This is a genomic window from Polynucleobacter sp. MWH-UH2A (assembly GCF_018687195.1).
GTDB lineage: Bacteria > Pseudomonadota > Gammaproteobacteria > Burkholderiales > Burkholderiaceae > Polynucleobacter.
Genome location: NZ_CP061321.1, coordinates 1373547 through 1392786, shown reverse-complemented (window position 1 = coordinate 1392786; position 19240 = coordinate 1373547). Strand labels below are relative to the sequence as shown.

20 protein-coding genes are annotated in these 19240 nt (G+C 46.0%); 11 read left to right on the top strand and 9 right to left on the bottom strand.

Annotation, left to right across the window (positions count from 1 at the left end; genetic code table 11):
• The first annotated feature begins 11 nt into the window (after positions 1–11).
• Positions 12–2408 (top strand): xanthine dehydrogenase family protein molybdopterin-binding subunit, encoded by a 2397-nt coding sequence (locus tag IC571_RS07275; RefSeq protein WP_215315657.1) that lies wholly within the window; start codon positions 12–14, stop codon positions 2406–2408.
• 128 nt (positions 2409–2536) lie between these two features.
• Positions 2537–3313 carry a 3-hydroxybutyrate dehydrogenase gene (locus tag IC571_RS07270; protein ID WP_215315656.1) on the top strand — a complete coding sequence of 259 codons (777 nt, stop codon included), beginning with the start codon at positions 2537–2539 and terminating at the stop codon, positions 3311–3313.
• A 50-nt stretch (positions 3314–3363) separates the two neighbouring features.
• On the opposite strand, the gene IC571_RS07265 is transcribed toward IC571_RS07270, so the two are convergent.
• Positions 3364–4347 (bottom strand): tripartite tricarboxylate transporter substrate binding protein, encoded by a 984-nt coding sequence (locus tag IC571_RS07265; protein WP_215315655.1) that lies wholly within the window; start codon positions 4345–4347, stop codon positions 3364–3366.
• Positions 4348–4523: 176 nt separating this feature from the next.
• Between IC571_RS07265 and IC571_RS07260 the strand changes: the two genes are divergently transcribed.
• Entirely contained in the window at positions 4524–5117 is a 594-nt protein-coding gene (locus IC571_RS07260; RefSeq protein ID WP_215315654.1) for a urate hydroxylase PuuD, read from the top strand.
• Between the two features lie 79 nt (positions 5118–5196).
• Here IC571_RS07260 and IC571_RS07255 read toward each other — a convergent pair whose 3' ends face one another.
• From IC571_RS07255 to IC571_RS07245, 3 genes are read right to left on the bottom strand one after another with little or no spacing between them, the layout of a single operon-like run.
• On the bottom strand, positions 5197–6366 hold the full coding sequence (locus IC571_RS07255) for an NAD(P)/FAD-dependent oxidoreductase (RefSeq protein WP_215315653.1): 1170 nt from the start codon (positions 6364–6366) through the stop codon (positions 5197–5199).
• A gap of 57 nt (positions 6367–6423) precedes the next feature.
• The gene (locus IC571_RS07250) at positions 6424–6591 is read right to left on the bottom strand and encodes a rubredoxin (RefSeq protein WP_251373299.1); all 168 of its coding nucleotides are present in this window, start codon (positions 6589–6591) and stop codon (positions 6424–6426) included.
• A gap of 52 nt (positions 6592–6643) precedes the next feature.
• A complete protein-coding gene (locus IC571_RS07245; RefSeq protein ID WP_215315652.1) occupies positions 6644–7129 on the bottom strand; it encodes a rubrerythrin family protein in 486 nt (161 codons plus the stop codon).
• A gap of 155 nt (positions 7130–7284) precedes the next feature.
• Between IC571_RS07245 and IC571_RS07240 the strand changes: the two genes are divergently transcribed.
• Positions 7285–8214 (top strand): hydrogen peroxide-inducible genes activator, encoded by a 930-nt coding sequence (locus IC571_RS07240; RefSeq protein WP_215315651.1) that lies wholly within the window; start codon positions 7285–7287, stop codon positions 8212–8214.
• 26 nt (positions 8215–8240) lie between these two features.
• Here the strand turns inward: IC571_RS07240 and IC571_RS07235 are convergent, their stop codons facing one another.
• The 4 genes from IC571_RS07235 to IC571_RS07220 form a co-directional block, all read right to left on the bottom strand.
• Positions 8241–8417 carry a hypothetical protein gene (locus IC571_RS07235; protein ID WP_215315650.1) on the bottom strand — a complete coding sequence of 59 codons (177 nt, stop codon included), beginning with the start codon at positions 8415–8417 and terminating at the stop codon, positions 8241–8243.
• A 19-nt stretch (positions 8418–8436) separates the two neighbouring features.
• Entirely contained in the window at positions 8437–8982 is a 546-nt protein-coding gene (locus IC571_RS07230; RefSeq protein WP_215315649.1) for a cytochrome b, read from the bottom strand.
• Between the two features lie 109 nt (positions 8983–9091).
• Positions 9092–9814, bottom strand: a complete 723-nt coding sequence (locus IC571_RS07225; protein ID WP_251373297.1) for a hypothetical protein — start codon at positions 9812–9814, stop codon at positions 9092–9094.
• A 60-nt stretch (positions 9815–9874) separates the two neighbouring features.
• The gene (locus tag IC571_RS07220; RefSeq protein ID WP_215315648.1) at positions 9875–11020 is read right to left on the bottom strand and encodes an alpha-hydroxy acid oxidase; all 1146 of its coding nucleotides are present in this window, start codon (positions 11018–11020) and stop codon (positions 9875–9877) included.
• 114 nt (positions 11021–11134) lie between these two features.
• Between IC571_RS07220 and IC571_RS07215 the strand changes: the two genes are divergently transcribed.
• From IC571_RS07215 to IC571_RS07185, 7 genes are all read left to right on the top strand, one after another.
• Positions 11135–12049, top strand: coding sequence for a DMT family transporter (locus IC571_RS07215; protein WP_215315647.1), 915 nt, complete (start codon positions 11135–11137; stop codon positions 12047–12049).
• Between the two features lie 62 nt (positions 12050–12111).
• Positions 12112–13503, top strand: a complete 1392-nt coding sequence (tcuA, locus tag IC571_RS07210) for an FAD-dependent tricarballylate dehydrogenase TcuA (protein WP_215315646.1) — start codon at positions 12112–12114, stop codon at positions 13501–13503.
• Between the two features lie 2 nt (positions 13504–13505).
• Positions 13506–14648, top strand: a complete 1143-nt coding sequence (gene tcuB, locus IC571_RS07205; RefSeq protein ID WP_215315645.1) for a tricarballylate utilization 4Fe-4S protein TcuB — start codon at positions 13506–13508, stop codon at positions 14646–14648.
• A 65-nt stretch (positions 14649–14713) separates the two neighbouring features.
• A complete protein-coding gene (locus tag IC571_RS07200; RefSeq protein WP_215315644.1) occupies positions 14714–15643 on the top strand; it encodes a fumarylacetoacetate hydrolase family protein in 930 nt (309 codons plus the stop codon).
• Between the two features lie 5 nt (positions 15644–15648).
• Positions 15649–16596, top strand: coding sequence for a tripartite tricarboxylate transporter substrate binding protein (locus IC571_RS07195; protein WP_215315643.1), 948 nt, complete (start codon positions 15649–15651; stop codon positions 16594–16596).
• 54 nt (positions 16597–16650) lie between these two features.
• The gene (locus tag IC571_RS07190) at positions 16651–17799 is read left to right on the top strand and encodes an aminotransferase class V-fold PLP-dependent enzyme (RefSeq protein WP_215315642.1); all 1149 of its coding nucleotides are present in this window, start codon (positions 16651–16653) and stop codon (positions 17797–17799) included.
• A 166-nt stretch (positions 17800–17965) separates the two neighbouring features.
• On the top strand, positions 17966–18232 hold the full coding sequence (locus IC571_RS07185) for a protein tyrosine phosphatase (RefSeq protein ID WP_215315641.1): 267 nt from the start codon (positions 17966–17968) through the stop codon (positions 18230–18232).
• A 24-nt stretch (positions 18233–18256) separates the two neighbouring features.
• Here the strand turns inward: IC571_RS07185 and IC571_RS07180 are convergent, their stop codons facing one another.
• Entirely contained in the window at positions 18257–19234 is a 978-nt protein-coding gene (locus IC571_RS07180) for a DMT family transporter (protein WP_215315640.1), read from the bottom strand.
• Positions 19235–19240: the final 6 nt, after the last annotated feature.

The following is a 19240-nucleotide window of genomic DNA, read 5'->3' as shown; positions in this document are numbered from 1 at the left end:
GGAAACGCATTATGAATAAGCCAGCAGATTTAAAAGGACTCGTTCTCGATCCTGTTACCAACGATCAACGCTATATCGGCAATAGGGAACCAAGGCATGGTGCTCGCCGTTTGCTAGAAGGTCAGGGAACTTACATTGACGACATTCAATTGCCGCGTATGGGCCATGTGGTTTTCTGGCGCTCTCCTGTTGCGCACATGAAAATCAACAAAATTCATACTGAACAAGCAAGCAAGATGCCGGGAGTTTTGGCGGTAGTCGATGGTGTGCAGATGGCAAAAATCTGCAAACCCTGGGTAGCTACCTTAGGTCATTTGGCTGGTATGAAGTCAGCCCCTCAACATGCATTGGCAGTCGATCGTGCATGTTGGCAGGGTGAGCCGGTAGTGGCAGTGGTTGCTGAAACAAGAGCGCAAGCCGAAGATGCTTTGCAGTTGGTTGATGTTGAGTGGGAAGAGCTGCCTGCCGTCATTTCGATGGAATCCGCTTTGGATCCAGAGACCCCATTAATTCATTCTGAGTTGGGCGATAACCTCTGTTTCACTCGTAGTTTGGATGTAGGTAATGTCGACGAGGTGTTTGCCTCAGCCGATGTTGTAGCAGAAGCAACCTTTGGCTTTGGCCGTCATACCGGGGTAACTTTAGAGCCTCGCTGTCAGATCGCTGATTACAACCCTGGTGAGCGCCGCTTAACGGTTTATCACTCGCAGCAGGCACCACACATGATGCAGGATCTGTATTGCCGTCAGTTTGGCCTTTCAGAATCCGATGTTCATGTGATTTGTAAAGATGTTGGCGGATCATTTGGTATCAAGGTGCATGCTTATCCCGATGACTTCGCAACAGTGGGCTTGGCAATGATGTTGGAACGCCCTGTGAAATTTGTGGCGGATCGACTTGAGTCTTTTACAAGCGATATACATGCTCGTGAACATCGCATTAAAGGACGTATTGCAGCAAATAAGGCTGGAGATATTTTGGCCTTTGAAATCGATGACTTAACTGGTATCGGTCCGTACTCGATGTTTCCAAGAACGAGTGCAATCGAGGGTAATCAAGTAGTGAATCTCGTTGGCGGTCCTTACAAGCACCAGAATTATCGTGCGCACTTGAATGTGGTGTTTCAAAATAAAGCCCCAACTTGCCAGTATCGTGGTGTAGGTCATCCAATTGCTTGTGCGGTTACGGAAGGTTTGGTCGATTTGGCTGCACAAAAACTGCAAATGGATCCGCTAGAGTTTCGTAAACGAAACGTTATTCCTGATGATGCTTATCCATGCTCCGGAATTTCCGGCATTAAATTAGAAGTGCTTTCTCATGAGCAGTGTTTGCGCACCATTGAAAAAATGATGGATTACTCAGCCTTGCGCAAAGAGCAGGCTGAGTTACGTAAGAAGGGAATTTACCGCGGTATTGGTTTTGCTACGCTGATTGAATTAACCAATCCAAGTCCGGCATTCTATGGTGTTGGTGGGGCGCGCATTGCCTCTCAAGATGGCGCCTCTGTTCGTCTCGATCCATCTGGAGTGGTCTCTGTGTTGGTGGGTGTTGGTGAGCAGGGCCAAGGTACCGAAGGTATCTATGCGCAAATTGCGGCTGATGCTGTTGGTGTATCCATCAATCAAGTGCGAATTGTGACCGGCGATACTGATGTGACTCCGTATGGTGGGGGCACTTGGGCTTCGCGTGGCGCGGGCGTCGGCGGTGAGGCGGTATTGCTTGCGTGCCAAGCCTTGCAGGAAAATATCTTGAAGTTAGCTGGCGCAATCTTGAATCGTCCTGTATCTGAATTGAGTGTGCATCGTAGCCATGTTTTAGATAAGGCAACAGGCGAGCAATTGTTGCCATTTAGCGAGATCGGGCGGATTGGATACTTCCGAACCGACACTTTACCTGCCGGCTTCTCAGCAGATTTGATGGTGACTCGCCACTATACACAGAAAGATTATCCATTCATCTTTACGAATGGTGTGCAGGCTTCTTATGTTGAGGTTGATCCTGATACTGGATTTGTAAAACTCCTAAAGCATTGGGCTGTAGAAGATTGCGGTCGTGTAATCAATCCAATGTTGGTAGACGAACAAGTGCGAGGTGCAATTGTTCAAGGGATTGGTGGAGCTCTCTTTGAAGAGTGCTTGTACGATGACAGTGGCTTGCTTCGCAATGGCAGCATGGCAGATTATTTGGTGCCGATGGCAAATGAAATGCCCGATATTGAAGTGGCTCACGTCGAAACGCCAACACAGTCTTCCAAGTTGGGAGCGAAAGGCGCAGGAGAGGCTGGAACTGCTGGTGCTCCTGGGGCGGTACAAAATGCGATCAACGATGCTCTAGCACCGTTTAATGCGAGCGTATTTGAACAGCCCATTACTTCTGAGAAGATCTTAAGAGCCCTTAAAAAGATCTAATTACTGGCGTTTCTCCTAGTCTTATGGTGCAAACCCCTCTAGCAGGGGTTTGCAGATCCTGTAACATCCAATTTTGACCACCTTTTATTAAAGGCCGGGTCTATTTTCAACTTCATACGGTAATGGATATGTCTTCTTTAAAAGGTAAAACAGCGCTAGTGACAGGTTCAACTAGTGGCATCGGTCTTGGTATGGCGATTGCATTAGCAAAGCAGGGCGCCAATATTATGGTGAATGGCTTTGGTGAAAAAGATGAGGCGATTGCTAAGATAAAAGCATGTGGTGTGGAGGTGGATTACCACGGTGCTGATATGAGCAAGCCAGCAGAAATTGAAGATCTTATTAAGCAAACAGAAAAACGCTTCGGCTCTCTAGATATTTTGGTAAATAACGCTGGCATTCAGCACACTGCGAGTATTGAGGAATTTCCGACAGATAAATGGGATGCCATTATCGCTATTAACTTAAGCTCAGCATTCCATACAACCCATCATGCTTTACCGGGCATGAAAAAACGTAACTGGGGCCGTATTATTAATATCGCTTCAGTGCATGGTCTGGTTGCTTCCACCCAGAAAGCTGCTTATGTTGCAGCTAAGCATGGCATTGTCGGCCTAACAAAGGTAACTGCGCTTGAAAATGCACGCACTGGTATTACCTGCAATGCTATTTGTCCTGGTTGGGTGTTAACGCCATTGGTGCAAAAGCAGGTAGATGCACGCGCTGAACGTGAGGGTATCTCAAATGAAGCGGCGAAGATAGCGCTGGTATCCGAGAAACAGCCGTCTGGTCAGTTCGTTACCCCAGAGCAGTTAGCTGCCCTGGCTGTATTCTTGTGTGGACCTGATGCATCAGAGGTACGAGGAGTGGCCTGGAATATGGATGGTGGCTGGACCGCTCAATAAAAGGTCCCCAATAAAAGGCAAAGCAATTTGGCCCTATCACCGCTGCGTGCTTACTCAGCGGTGATTTTTCTGTCAGCAATAATTTTTCCCCACATCGCAGACTGACTGGCAATATATTTTTGCAAGTCTTCTCTGCTGCCTGGATTGGGCGTTAAGCCATGTTCAGCTAGTTGTGCATTTGTAGTCTTGTCTTTTAGTGCGGCAACTAGGGCTTTATTCCATTTTTCTAAAATAATATCCGGTGTTTTTCCTGGTGCAACAAATGCATACCAGTTGCTAGCATCAAATCCAGGATAACCTGATTCTGCAATCGTAGGAACGTTTGGCAAAGTGGGCGCGCGTTTGAGTCCAGTTGTTGCAATTGGAATGAGTTTGCCATTTTTAATATATGGGTCAGCCGTTGCAAGCGCAGAGTAGTAAGAAGAAACTCGACCGCCTAAAAGATCTACCATAGCTGGACTGCCACCTTTATAAGGCACGTGAACAGTATCAATATCGGCGCGCACATTTAAAAGCTCTCCCTGCAGGTGAGAGGCAGAGCCACTCCCCGTTGAAGCGAAAGTGATTTTGCCGGGATTCTTTTTTGCTAAAGCAATATATTCTTTGAAATTCTTAACGCCAAGCTCTGGAATAACTACTAAGACATTCGGAAAGGTAACGCCCATTGTTAGGGGCGCAAGATCCTTTTGCGGATCATATGGCAGTTTCATCAGATGGGGTGCTATAGACAGTGGACCAATTGAGCCGAACAAAATAACAGATCCATCTGCTGGAGCAGTCGCAGTGTAAGCATGAGCAATGTTGCCGCCAGCACCTGGCCTATTGTCGACAATCACATTTTGTCCAAGATCTTCACTTAGCTTTTTAGCGATGACGCGTGCGGCACTATCGGCTGAGCCTCCAGCAGCAAAGCCAACCACAATCGTGATGGTCTTTTTTGGAGGAAATTCTTGAGCGTAGGCGCTGTGAGAAAGGCAGGTAAACCCAAGCAAGCTTAGGCTGCTCAGTAATCGCAAGAATCTAGATCGGGTCATAAGTCGTGTCTCATTGTTTTAATTAGCCAATTTTTAGAGATTTTGCCCTTGAATGAGGATCAAGTCACTATCCGGCTTGTTCTTTTGGGCTGGATTCTCAAAAATTTGCCCAATCAAACAAAATTAGGCAAATCGTTTATAGTTAGAACGCATTTTTATATATAGGAGATCCATTCATGGCTTCAATCTTGTCTTCATTGGGACGCACTGTATTTGCTGGTTTTGTGCTTCTCGTATTAATTATTCTCGCTTTGGGCGGTAACTTTAGCTCTGCTGAATTGCCATTTGTATTCCGTTGGTTGCACGTGATGTTTGGTGTAATGTGGATTGGTTTGCTTTGGTACTTCAACTTTGTGCAAATTCCATCTATGCCAAAGATTCCAGATGAGCAGAAACCAGCGATTGGTAAAGTGATTGCACCAGCTGCATTGTTTTGGTTCCGTTATGCAGCCTTGTTCACTGTGTTGACAGGTTTGATCGTAGCAACATTAGGTGGCTATGCTCACCAAGCATTTACATTGCAAGCGCCATTTCGTGCCATCGGTTTGGGCATGTGGATTGCATTAGTAATGGCATTCAATGTTTGGTTCATCATTTGGCCAAACCAGAAACGTGCCCTCGGCATCGTTACTGTTGATGCTGATACAAAAGCAAAGTCTGCTCGTGTAGCGATGTTGACTTCACGCTTGAACACATTGCTCTCGGTACCAATGTTGTTCTTGATGGTTGCTCAATCCCACAACACAACATGGTTTGTGATTGTTTCTTAATCAAGCAATTCATGATTAAAAAGGCCCGCATTGCGGGCCTTTTGCTTTTATGGAGCCCAGTCCATCAGGGTCGGGGTACTTAAGCCAGAATAGGGGGTAGCTCTTTGCTCAAGGCAGCGCGCTGAGCGGTTGCCGTACCCATCAACACGAATCCCAAGAGCTTTCCATCGTCGGATTCAAAACGTGCCGCTAGACCACCTTCAATATCTTGGCTTTTCCATTGGCCATTTGCACCTTTTGCGGGCGGAGAAACTACCGTGGCTAACGCTGGTGTTTTTACCATGACAGGCATTGCAGGATAGCTCAACGCAGTGCGTTGTCCAGTGAGCGTTTGTGCCAGCGCTCTAGCGGCTTGCATGATCGGCATTACATATGGAAGAACAAGGCCTTCTACTTCAGCGCAATCACCCAATGCATACACGTCAGGTAGATTAGTTTGCAATTCTCGATTCACCTGAATGCCGGCACCAGTATTAATGCCGCTAGCTTTAGCTAAATCCACTCTAGGTTTTAATCCAACCGCAGAGAGGAAAAAATCACAAGTGATGCTGGATCCATTGGCTAAAGCAACGCTCAACTCATTGCCGTTGCGATCTACGGATTGCACCGTAGTATTGAAGTGCCACTGAACTCCTGCTTCACTAAGTTTAGTTTGTAGCGCAGCCGCAGCCGGCTCTGGGATTAGGCGCCCTAAAGCCTGTGGAGCAAGATCAATCACATCAACCTCGTAGCCGCCCAGCGTTAAATCATTTGCAAACTCACATCCAATGAGGCCGGCACCAAGAATGGCGATTTTCTTTTTCTCGCTAATGGCTTCGCGAAATTGACCGTATTCCTCAAGATCATTCACTGTCATTACTTCATTAGCAGCATTACCTTGAAGCGGAATGCGTATTTGATCCGCGCCCAGTCCCAATACAAGTTTGCCAAAAGGGATTTCTCCCTTGTTGGTGACAATCACTTTTTTACTGCCATCAATTGCGCTCACCTCTGTTTGCGACAAGATAGTGATATCAAGTTGAGTAGCCATTCCCTCTGCGGGAGTTGAGATTAATTGTGCAGCCTCTTTCTTGCTAGCAAATGCTGTTGACAGCATAGGCTTGGAATAAAAGTAACCGGGCTCACGTGTAATGAGGGTAATTGGAGTCGCTTTATCTAGCTTTCGGATTTCGCGAATCAAGGTATACCCAGCCAGACCGCTACCAATAATGACGATAGCGGATGAAGATGGTGATGCGTATTGGTTCAAGGCTGGGCTCCCTATTAGTGCTGATGATGAGTAGATCAATATAAAACAGAATATGTTTTAGCTAATCTGAACCATTTCAAAGTCGGATTTGGCTACGCCACAATCAGGGCACTCCCATTCTTCTGGGATATCAGTCCAAGCTGTACCAGGCGCAATGCCTTCCTCTGGTAAGCCTTTTGCTTCATCATAGATAAAGCCACATACGATACATTGCCAAGATTTCATGTTGATTCCTTTAATAATAGAAGTAAGTTTAAATTCAGTTGATGATCTGCGCTTAATTTGCAGCAAATTCTTTTGCTTTTACTAAAGCCTGCTTATAGTGATTAGCATGGCGCTCTTCCACATTTGCTAAGGCAGCAAAGCGTTTAGCTGCTTTTGTCAATACAGCCTGAAATTGCTCAGCATGCTCTTTAGATTCTGCGATTTGCTCATCAATTTCTTTAATTGCTTCTGCATTGCCTTCTTCCACTGCTGTTTTTCGGAAAGAAGGGTACATTTCGGTGTACTCATAGGTCTCACCTTCAATCGCGATTTCTAATGCGCGAGCTGGGGTGATAGCGTTTGCGGGGTAGAGCAAATCCAAATGTCCGAAAGCGTGCATCACTTCCTGATCAGCAGTTGCTTCAAAGATCTTTGCAGTTTCTTCATCGCCAGCAGCTCGTGCTAATTTAGCGAAATAGCGATACTTAATATGAGCCATGGACTCACCTGCAAAAGCAGATTCTAAATTTTGGATGGTTTTAATTTCTGGGCGTGCCATTTTTTAATTCCTTTGCAATCATTGTTAAAAATTGTTGGGCTCGCACTGTTATTTATTGCTTGCTCAACCATGGAATGAATTCTGAGGCTTATTCGATAATCAGTCCAATAAATAATTATGGTAATATTTATCTAAATATTCGATAAGGAGGCAAGATGGCTTATTTACCGTCATTAAAGCAGTTAACCTACCTCGTTGCCTTGGCGAAAGAGCTCAATTTCACGCGAGCAGCTCAAGCTTGTTTCGTTGGTCAGTCCACCCTGAGCGCAGGCTTAAAAGAGCTGGAAGATGGGCTCGGTATTCAATTGGTGGAGCGTGATCGACAAAACGTTTCCATTACTCCTGCTGGCATGGAAGTGCTGGAAAGAGCAAAAATCATTTTGACTGCCTCTGAAGATTTAGTGGAATATGCGGGCGCCTCTGGTAAACCTATGACGGCAACGATACGTCTTGGCGTTATTCCCACCATCGCGCCATTTTTGCTCCCTACTGTATTGCCTGAAGTACGTAAGCGCTTCCCTAATCTAAAAATAACTTTGCGTGAAGATTTGACTGCTAACTTACTTTCTAGGATTGCTGATCATAAATTGGACTTCGCCTTAATTGCTTTGCCTTATGACGTGAATGGTCTGTTAGTTGAGGAATTATTTGATGATGGTTTTTGGTTGGTTGCAAAAGAAGGCGATCCTGCGCTCAAAGGAAAAGAGGTAACGCTTCCAGCCAAAATGGCAGAACGACTGTTGCTACTAGAGGAAGGGCACTGCTTGCGAGAGCACAGTTTGCAGGCCTGCAAGAAGGTAGATATTCGCAAAGATGAAAGCATGGAAGCTACAAGTCTGCTGACTTTATTGCAAATGGTTGAATCTGGTTTTGGTATTGCCTTGTTACCAGAGATGGCAGTCAAAAGCAGTCTTTTAAAAAATACAGATTTGCTGGCTAAAGAAATGAGTGCGCCAGCACCTAAAAGAGTGATTGCTCTAGTGGCAAGATCATCGACGGCTCATCTTGCTGAGTTTAGTGCTTTATCAAACTGTATTCGTGATCAGTTTGGTGCGGATTTGAAAAAAGCTAAGCAAGAAAAATAAAAATCTTCACCAACCCTAAAGGCCTATTATTTTTTATCTTCGGGATCTTTAAGTAGATCGTAGTGATTGGCAATCAGCAATAAGACTAGGGAGGCTAATCCCATGAAAAAAAATTGCCACTGATGCAGCATTGCTGTGCCGATGACAGTCATTAATACAGTCCAAGCTACAGCCATCTTGGCTTTTTTGGATAGCGGTTTCATTGCCTAATTTCCTATTCGGTTAATTGCTGACACGTTTCATTTTAGGCAGAATGCGGGTGAGAACATCATCTTTTCGGATGTAATGGTGCCATAGAGCAGCAAGCGCGTGAATTCCGATGAGGAAGTACAAACTGTTTCCGAGAAGCTCATGAAAATTCTCGACTGATTTTTTCATTGCAGGGTCGGGGGTAACCAACTGGGGCCATGTGAAGCCAAAGAAATGAATTTCTTTGCCTGCGTATTGGAAATACAGAATGCCAAAGATCGGCGCTATCAATAGTATTGCGTACAGCAGCCAATGCATTGCTTTGGAGAGAGTAGCTAATGCTTGGCTAGAGTTTTTGGGTTCTGGTGCCCCAAGTAGAACCCGCACAAACAAACGTAAAGCCATGATGACAAAGATAATTTGTCCAATGAAGCCATGAATCGTTTTGGTGAGTTCTCGCGCTTCACTTCCTTTTGGAAATTGCCCCTTGAGCTCAATCACTACAAACGCAGCAATCAGCAATACTACGACAAGCCAATGAAACAGGATCGAGATAGGGTGGTACTGGGTTTTTGTCATTTGCATTGCCATAAATCATGAAATACCACAAATGATAATCAATCTCATTAACACTATCAACATTAGGGAAAAATCCCTGATATCGAGCTCAGAGCCCTATTGAATATTACTAATTAAGAGAGGCACCCTTGGTTCTCAGACTGTTTTGGAGGGTGATAAGGTTTCGAGGTTCAATACGAATAACGCCGCCTCTTGGGCTGTCGATATCCGCAATTAAGAAGAAAGAAACTGATGTAACGAATGGGAAAATCATAAACAGCCCCACATTCTTTTTGAAATTTCGAGCGCCAAAGCCAACAAGCAAGTTGGCGCAAACAGCAATAGCAGCCATTAAGGACCATGCAGCATAAGGTATACGATTCCACCAGGCTGCCTGAACATACCCTTGGGAATTTAAAACGTCATTCATGCCGGAAATAATTAAGGCATTAGTAGGTGAAGTTTGGGTACGCGCGATTGGCATTACTTCTTTCCATAGGGCGTCTTGGAGCTCATCTGTTTTTTGACGAATCGCCTGAATCTTTTCCTTGTCCTGTTTTGAATAAAACAGGATGCGCTGTTCTAGATATTGTTGAAGTAGATCTTTCGTTCTTGCAGAGGCTTGTGGTGGCAATAGATCCGCTCTCAGATACTCGGTGCCAATAGCATTGGCTTCAGTCTCTTCTAGGGTTTCGCGAATATCATGGCGGTCGATCGCCATAGAGAAGGTGAAGCCGATAATCAGACCTAATAATGTCAGTGTTGCCGTCTGAATGACGCCCAGATCTTGTGATGTTTCAGTATCTTTGCTTCTAAAGCGGCTCAGTATTGCATTGCCAAACCAAACAGACAAAGAAAAGGTTAGAAGCGAAGCTCCAAAGACCAAGACGGGGTGGTTTAGTAAGTAAGAAATTTAGAAGGTTCCTGGATACAAAATATCTTTAGTGACATTCTGAATATCGCGATGACCTGTAAACGCCATGGTGATATCTAGTTCATTGTGAATGAGTTCAAGGCATTTTGTTACGCCTGCTTCGCCCATCGCACCTAAGCCATAAAGGAAGGGGCGACCAATCATAGTTCCGCGAGCACCAAGAGCCCAAGCTTTGAGTACATCTTGACCCGAACGAATGCCGCCATCCATCCATACTTCAATATCGTTGCCTACTGCATCCACAATTCCTGGAAGCGCCTGAATACTAGAAACGGCACCATCGAGTTGGCGACCGCCATGATTGGAAACAATCAATGCATCAGCGCCAGAGTTTGCGGCTAATCTTGCATCCTCTGCATCCAAGATGCCTTTGATAATCAGTTTTCCACCCCAGAGTTTTTTAATCCACTCCACGTCACCCCAATTGAGGCCTGGATCAAATTGCTCGGCAGTCCAGGAGGAGAGTGATGACATGTTGCCTACGCCAGTGGCATGGCCAACAATATTCCTGAAGGTTCTGCGAGGCGTCATCGCCATGCCTAAGCACCAGCGCGGCTTAGTGGCCATATTGATCATATTGGCGATAGTCAATTTTGGTGGCGCAGACAAACCATTTTTTAAATCCTTATGTCGTTGCCCGAGAATTTGCAGATCTAGCGTCAAAACAAGAGCGGAACATTTTGCGGCTTTAGCGCGTTCTATTAAGCGCTCAATAAAGCCACGGTCTTTCATGACATACAGTTGAAACCAAAAGGGTTTGCTTGTGCGTTCGGCAACATCTTCAATGGAGCAAATGCTCATGGTTGAAAGGCAAAATGGTACGCCAAACTTTTCAGCGGCTTTGGCCGCCAAAATTTCTCCATCGGCATGTTGCATGCCGGTGAGTCCAGTAGGTGCAAGCGCAACCGGCATTGCCACTTCTTGTCCCACCATTTTGGTTTTGGTGGTGCGGTTGGTCATGTCGACGGCTACACGCTGGCGTAATTTAATTTTCTGAAAATCAGATTCATTAGCGCGATAGGTGGACTCGGTCCAAGAACCAGAATCTGCGTAGTCGTAGAACATCTTGGGGGTGCGTTTTTTGTGAAGTACCCGCAAGTCTTCGATATTGGTAATTACTGGCACAATCAATCCTTCATCTGTATTTGTATGCGTCTAATTAAGCTCTATCTTAGCAATACCAGGCAATTGTTTCTACAATGCTAGGTAGCGCCTAATCCACTAAGCCTAAATACCTAAATGCCTAAGCTGACCCTTGCTACCGCCGCTTATTTGCTCATTGCCACAGCCCTCTGGGCGGGGAATGCGATTGCGGGGCGACTTTTGGTGGGAAGTGTTTCGCCAATCACACTCAGTGCGGTGCGTTGGGGATTGGCTGCTTTATTGTTATTACCGCTGGGTTGGCGCGTCTTTAAACCTCAAAGTGCTTTGTGGCAAAGCAAGCAACGTTTTATCTTGTTAGGGCTATTTGGGGTTGGCAGCTACAACGTATTGCTATATCTAGCTCTGCAGACTTCAACCGCAATTAATGTCACCCTGATTGGCGCCAGCATGCCAATTTGGATGCTCTTGATCGGTGCCATCTGGTATCAGGTGAAACCCAGTCTATTGCAGTTGTTTGGGGCAATCGTGTCACTGGTAGGCGTGGCAATAGTACTGACGAGAGGTGAGTTATCCGCATTACTTTCCATGCAAATGGTAGTGGGCGACTTGTTGATTATGTTGGCCACAATTTTGTGGGCTTTTTATAGTTGGATGCTGAGTCGTCCAGGCTCCAGCACTGAGCGACAGTGGCCATGGGCAGATTTCTTAATGGCGCAGGTATTGGTGGGCTTGCTATGGACCAGTATCTTTGATGGTTTTGAGATAGCTATGGGGCATGCCCATCTCGAGCTCAATGCATGGACTGGCTCTCTGATTTTGTTTGTGGCAGTAGGTCCCTCATTAATTGCCTATCGTTGCTGGGGGTTAGGGGTTAATGGCGCAGGCCCCACTGTTGCCGCATTCTTTGCAAACTTCATTCCTTTGTTTACTGCACTGTTATCGGCTGCTATGTTGGGTGAGCCCCCGCAGCTATTCCACGGCTTGGCATTTGCTCTGATCGTGCTGGGTATTTGGGTATCTTCAACCAAGAGCCGATCTGCTAATGCTTGATTTGGGTCTTGGTAAATAAATCAAAAAAACAGTAAAGTATTTTCTTTTCTTCTAAAAGCCTCATGGTTGATGTTCTAGTAATTGGTGGCGGCAATGCTGCTCTATGTGCTGCTCTGATGGCTAGAGAGGCAGGCGCTAGCGTGCTCCTTTTAGAGGCTGCACCAAAGGCGTGGCGTGGCGGCAATTCTTCTCATACGCGCAATATTCGCGCGATGCACAATCAACCCGAAGATGTGATGCTGGAATCCTATTCTGAAGAAGAGTATTGGCAGGACGTATTAAAAGTCACCAGTGGCCACACAGATGAAAAATTGGCACGTCATGTTATTCGATCTTCATCGCAATGTCGTCAGTGGATGCAACATCATGGCGTTCGTTTTCAGCCACCACTTTCTGGCACATTAAATCTTTCACGTACCAATGCGTTTTTTATGGGCGGCGGTAAAGCATTGGTGAATGCCTACTATCGCAGTGCAGAAAAGTTGGGGGTTCAGATTCGTTATGAGTCTCCTGTATCTTCTGTAGAAATTCAGGACGGTAAGTTTATTGCGGCATACGTTGGCAATGAGCGTATTGAAGCCAAGGCGTGTGTTATGGCTGCTGGTGGATTTGAGTCTAATCGCGAATGGCTTAAAGAAGCCTGGGGCATTAATGAGTTTGGTGAATCTCCCGCGGAAAATTTTCTGATTCGCGGCACACGCTATAACCAAGGTGTATTGATCAAGCAATTGATTGGCTTAGGGGCCGACTCAGTGAGCGACCCTACGCAGGCTCATATGGTTGCGATTGATGCTCGTGCACCCTTATATGACGGTGGCATCTGCACTCGCATTGATGCCGTCTCATTCGGAATCGTAGTGAATAAAAACGGCCAGCGCTTCTCTGATGAGGGCGAAGATTTTTGGCCAAAGCGCTATGCCTTCTGGGGAAGATTGGTGGCGCAACAGCCAGGGCAGATTGGCTATTCCATTATTGATTCAAAAGTTCTCGGACGTTTTATGCCCCCAGTATTTCCAGGTGAGAAAGCCGACACTCTAGAGGAGCTCGCAAACAAACTAGGTCTCGATCCTCAAGCCCTCTTAGAAACCGTAAAGACTTATAACGCAGCATGCAAAGTAGGTCGCTTTGATCACACCATTCTGGATGATTGCCATACAGAAGGTATTGAGCCTGCAAAAACACACTGGGCTTTGCCAATTGATCAAGGTCCTTTCTATGGATATGCAGTTCGTCCTGGCGTGACGTTTACTTACCTTGGTTTAAAGACTGATGAAACCGCTGCTGTTCGATTTAATGGAGTGCCTAGCTCAAATTTATTTGTTGCTGGCGAGATGATGGCGGGCAATGTTTTGGGTAAAGGTTATGCAGCTGGTATCGGCATGGCAATTGGCACCGTATTTGGGCGCGCCGCTGGAGTTCAGGCTGCGCAAGCCGCAAAAGTCGATGGAGTCTAAGTATGCAAGCGCTTAATACGTTGATCCAGGAGGCGAGAACTCTGGTCACAACTCCAGAGTCCGAGGCAGATCGCATGCTGCAGATCTGTAATGCTTGTCGTTATTGCGAGGGATTCTGTGCGGTATTTCCAGCAATGACAAGGCGCATTGAATTTACTCCGAGTGTCGTGAATTATTTAGCAAACCTTTGTCACAACTGCGGCGCCTGTCTACATGCTTGCCAATATGCTCCGCCACATGAATTTGGAGTCAATATTCCGCAAGTCATGGCGCAGGTTCGTAAAGAAACCTATATAGCTTATGCATGGCCAAAACCATTAGGAGGTTTATACAAAAAGAATGGCCTACTCTTGTCATTGGCAGTAGCCATCTCGATTACTTTTTTCCTATTATTGAGTGCTGCACTAAATGGTTCGCTTACATCCGCGCCTTTGAATGGAAATTTCTACGCAGTGTTTTCGCACAACACACTGGCCTTAATGTTCGGTGCAGTCTTTGGTTTCGCAGTATTAGCCTTGGCGATCGGCGTGGCCCGTTTTTGCCATGGCATTGACCCTGGAAGCATTTCGGGGGATGCGGTGACAGAGGCGACTCATGATGCATTGACCTTGAAATATCTCGGCGGTGGTCACGGAGACGGTTGCAATAACGAAGACGATGCTTTCTCTTTGTGGAGAAAACGTTTCCACCATTTGACTTTCTACGGCTTCTTGTTGTGCTTTGCTGCAACGAGTGTGGCGACGATTTATCACTACTTTTTCGATTTACATGCGCCTTATGATTTAACTAGTCTGCCGGTTGTGCTCGGCACATTGGGTGGTATAGGTCTAATCATTGGCCCAGCAGGTTTGTTGTATCTGAATGTACGCAGAAATGCTGCTCATGGTGATGCTACACAAAAGCCAATGGATAGGGCATTTATTGTGTTGCTATTTCTAATCAGCGCTTCTGGATTGGCGCTTCTAGCTTATCGAGATACTTCAGCAATGACTCTGCTATTAGCTGTTCATTTAGGTTTCGTAATGGCATTTTTCTTGACAATGCCCTACAGCAAGTTTGCTCATGGTTTCTATCGAATGGCTGCGTTGCTGAAGAATGCAATCGAGAAGCGCCAAAAGAACCATTTGCAGTTTGGCGCAGACTGATAGCCTATCCATTTTGTACAAGTAGCCAATAAGCATTTTCACAACATAAACACAAGAAGATCGCAATGAGACTAATTACTTTTATCCGGTCCGGATCCAGCCATCCTGAGATTGGTGCACGCCTACCCAATCCTGATGGAGATCAAATACTGCCATTTGCTGATGTAGCAAAGAAGTTGGGTACTCTTGATTTTCCGGGGGATATGAAATCCTTTCTACGCGCTGGCAATGTCGTGATGGACCAAGCCAAGTCTTGGGTTGCAGCATCTGGCGATCATAGCTCGCTATTGATTGACGCCAAAAATATTAGTTACTTGCCACCGATTACCGATGCCGAGAAGTTTCTTTGTGTTGGGAAAAATTACCGCACGCACTTGGAAGAGTTAAAGCGTACGAATTTGATTAAAGAAATCCCGCAAGAGCCGACCTCTTTCATCAAGTTGAATTCTTGCTTGTCGGGGCATGAGGCCAAAGTGGTGCGCCCCAAGGGGATTACTCGCTTAGATTACGAGCCAGAGTTGGTGTTTGTGATTGGTAAGCGTGCTTTGGGTGCCAAAAAATCTGAGGCAATGGATTATGTTGCGGGTGTCACCATCTTGAATGATTTAACTTGCCGCGACTTGCAGTTGCGTGAAGTGGCTTCAGGCTCGCGCTTTTGGACTGGAAAAAATATTCCCGGTTTTGGTCCGCTGGGTCCTGAGATCGTCACGATTGACGAGATTCCTGATGTTTATGATCTTTGGATGACATGCTCAGTCAATGGTCAAGAGCGTATGCGAGTGAATACTGTGGATCAGATTTGGAAGATCTCCGATATTTTGGAGCATTTTTCTCGCTTTATTCCCATTGAGGCTGGTGATATGTTCTCTACAGGAGCGCCAGGAGGTGTGGCGGTTGGCAAGGAAAATGCTGAGGACCTTTATTTAAAGCCTGGCGATGTTGTTGAATGCTCAATCGATGGCATTACTACTTTACGAACCACCATCATCGAGTAAAAACCATGAGGCACTTATTGCGTAGACTTGGCTTGTTGCTTTACTGCATGAGTATTGTTACCTGCGCTGTCAATGCTGCTGAGATTTATCCATCAAGGCCGATTAAAGTCATTGTGCCTTTTCCGCCTGGGGGTGGGGCCGATACCTTGATTCGGTTGATCTCCCCAACGCTGGGGGACTTATGGAAGCAGTCGATCATTATTGAAAACCGTCCAGGGGCTAGCGGTGCAATTGGAGCAGAGTTGGTTGCTCAGGCGCCTGCCGATGGCTACACCTTATTGATGGGTTCAACCGCTGCAGTGACTGAAAAAAATAGTGTGCAGTTTGCGCCGGTAGCTTTAGTGTCAGCCTCTCCATATGTAGTAACGGTTAGCCCTACATTAAATGTGAATTCAATTAAGTCCTTAATTGCTTACGCTAAGGCAAATCCAGGAAAGGTCCGGTATGGATCATCTGGGCCAGGCTCTGCATCCCATTTATCTGGTGAGCTTTTTGCTTCTATGGCTGGCATAGAATTACTGCATGTTCCTTATAAGGGCACAGGTCAAGCGTTAACAGATCTGCTGGCAGGGCATATTGATTTGATGTTTGCGCCTGCACAAACAGTGATGCCGCAAATTGAATCTGGAAAATTAATCGCTTTGGCGCAAACCGGCGCAAAACGTTCTGAAGCACTTCCCAATATTCCGACAGTGACTGAGGCAGGTTTGTCTGGATATAGCGCGGTAGGGTGGTTTGGGCTTTTTGCGCCAGCAAACACTCCAAAATCCGTTGTGCAAAAAATCAATCAAACGGTGATGTTTGTTCTTGCCCAAGAACGAATTCGTAAGGCGATGTTAGAGCGTGGAAGCGACCCCGCTAGCGGTAGCGCTGATGAATTTGCTGCTTTTTTGCGCCTAGATCAAGCTAAATGGGCCAAATTAATCAAAGAGAACAAGGTTGCGGTGCAATAACTGTGTAAATCAGTATCATTTAGGGCTATTCACAGATATTCCCAGGAAATCACTATGCCAGGCTTACTCCCAAATGTAGATCCAGATGGATTGCTAGAGTTCTCGGTGGTCTATACCGATCGCTCTTTGAATCACATGTCCGAAGAGTTCAAGCGTGTGATGGTCGACATCTCTAGCGTATTGAAAGATGCGTATAACGCGAGCTCGGCTGTCATCGTGCCGGGTAGCGGTACTTTTGGTATGGAAGCGGTTGCACGTCAGTTTGCCAACAATCAAAAGTGTTTGGTGTTGCGCAATGGATGGTTTAGTTATCGCTGGACTCAAATTTTTGAGTTAGACCACATCACCAATGACGTTTCCGTACTTAAGGGCCGTCAATTAGATAACTCAGCTCAAGGTGTATTTGCACCAGCTCCAATTGAAGAGGTTGTTGCTTTCATTAAGAAAGAAAAGCCAGCAGTAGTTTTTGCTCCTCATGTCGAAACCTCTGCAGGGATTATTCTGCCGGATGATTACATTAAGGCAGTTGGCGAAGCGGTGCGCTCTGTAAATGGATTGTTTGTACTAGATTGCATTGCTTCTGGCGCAATGTGGGTAGATATGAAAGCCTGCAATGTAGACATATTGATTACTGCGCCACAAAAAGGCTGGAGTAGCTCTCCTTGTTGCGCCTTAATTGCCCTGGGCGATCGGGCTCGTGAGCGTATTGATGCGACCCAAAGCAGCAGTTTCTCTATGGACTTGAAGAAGTGGCTACAAATCATGGAGGCTTATGAAAAGGGTGGTCACGTTTATCACACCACTATGCCTACCGATGCACTCAAGATTTTGCGTAATGTGATGAAAGAAACTCAATCACTTGGTTTTGCTAATCTAAAAGCAAAACAAGTTGAATTAGGTGAAAAAGTGCGCAAGCTCTTAGAGTCAAAAGGCTACCACTCAGTTTCAGCGAAGGGATTTCAGGCCCCAGGCGTAGTTGTTAGTTACACGACTGATCCTGATATTCAATCAGGCAAGAAGTTTATTGCGCTTGGTTTGCAGACTGCTGCAGGCGTGCCTTTGCAGTGTGATGAGCGTCCCGATTTCCGCACATTCCGACTTGGTCTATTTGGTCTAGAAAAATTAGGACATGTTGATCGCACGGTTGATCACCTTGCTGGTGCTCTAGAGAAAATTACGGAAGCTCAAGCACAGCCTGCATAAAGTATATGAAGCATCGTTGATGCAGGTGAATTCAAGGCCATCGATTGATGGCCTTTTTCTTTGCTTCTAAATAAGCCAGAATGATTTAACAAAAATATCAGATTTGGCATTTATCTGCAATTTTTGGGTATTATGGAAGCATCTACAAACCCTTTTGGAGAACCGCATGATTTCTCGTACCGCTCGTTTGACTTTGGCATCTTTGGTATCCGCTAGCCTTGCTTTGTCACCATTCTCTGTTTTGGCGGCAGATCCTGCTCCAGCGTCAGCCCCTGCGGTAACTCCAGCCCCAGCTCCTGCACCAGCTGCAGCCCCAACAGATAAAGCGGAGGCGAAGAAGGTAAAGAAACAAGCGAAGCAGCAAAAGAAAACAGAAAAGAAGGCGAAGAAGTCTAAGAAAAAAGCCAAGGCCGCTGAATCCGCAGCTCAGTAATCCTGCTTCTGTAATTGAGCTGCTTTAGTTCAGCGGCTCGACTTCATCTAGGTCGCCCGACTTCTGAGAGTTCGGCGACTTTTTTGTTGGTGGATCATTGCGTACCAATAGCCACATTGCAGCAATGACCAGAATCATGCCGCCGATTTGCATGCCTGTAATGGGCTCAGATAAAACAAAGTAGCCTAAAAAAATAGTTGATACTGGTCCAAGTATCCCGGCCTGGGCAACCAAGGGTGATCCAATACGATTAATCGCAATCATGATCAACAGCATGGGAATGACCGTGCAAAAGCTGGCATTCAGAAGGCTCAGCCAGTAAATCTCTGTAGCCTGTTCGAAGATTGCACTGGGGTTGTGAAGGGTGGATTGGATTACGCTAAACACCATCGATGCTGAACTGGCGTAGACCACTAAACGCACACTGCCAATGCGTTTGACCATTTCACCGGAACCAATCATGTATAGCGCATAGCTACAAGCACTACCAAAGACCAACAACATGCCCAACCATGCATGCAGTCCTGTAGAGCTGGCATCTTGAATGAAGACAACAAAGACGCCGAGATAACCAACAACCAATGCGTACCACTGCATGCGAGAAATGGGCTTACCCAAACCAAAATAAGAGATTAATAAAACGATAGTGGGTGTGAGATAGAGAACAATACGTTCTAGACCAACGGAGATATATTGAAGACCTAAAAAATCAACATAGCTCGAGAGAAAGTAACCCAGAAACCCAAGAAAAAATAACTTTCCACGGTCAAGCCAGGTAATGGGGTTCATGGGTTTTCTTCTGGCTTCCCACCAGAAGATGGCTAGAAACAGGGGTAGAGCCATGAGCATACGCAAGGCTAATAAAGTTTCCGCATATGCGCCATAGGTAAAAGCTAATTTCACTAATACCGCTTTGCCGGAGAACAGGATGGCACCAACAGAGGCCATCAAAATGCCATAGAGGTAACGTTGGTGATGATGTGCTGAGCTAGGCGATTGCATGCTGTT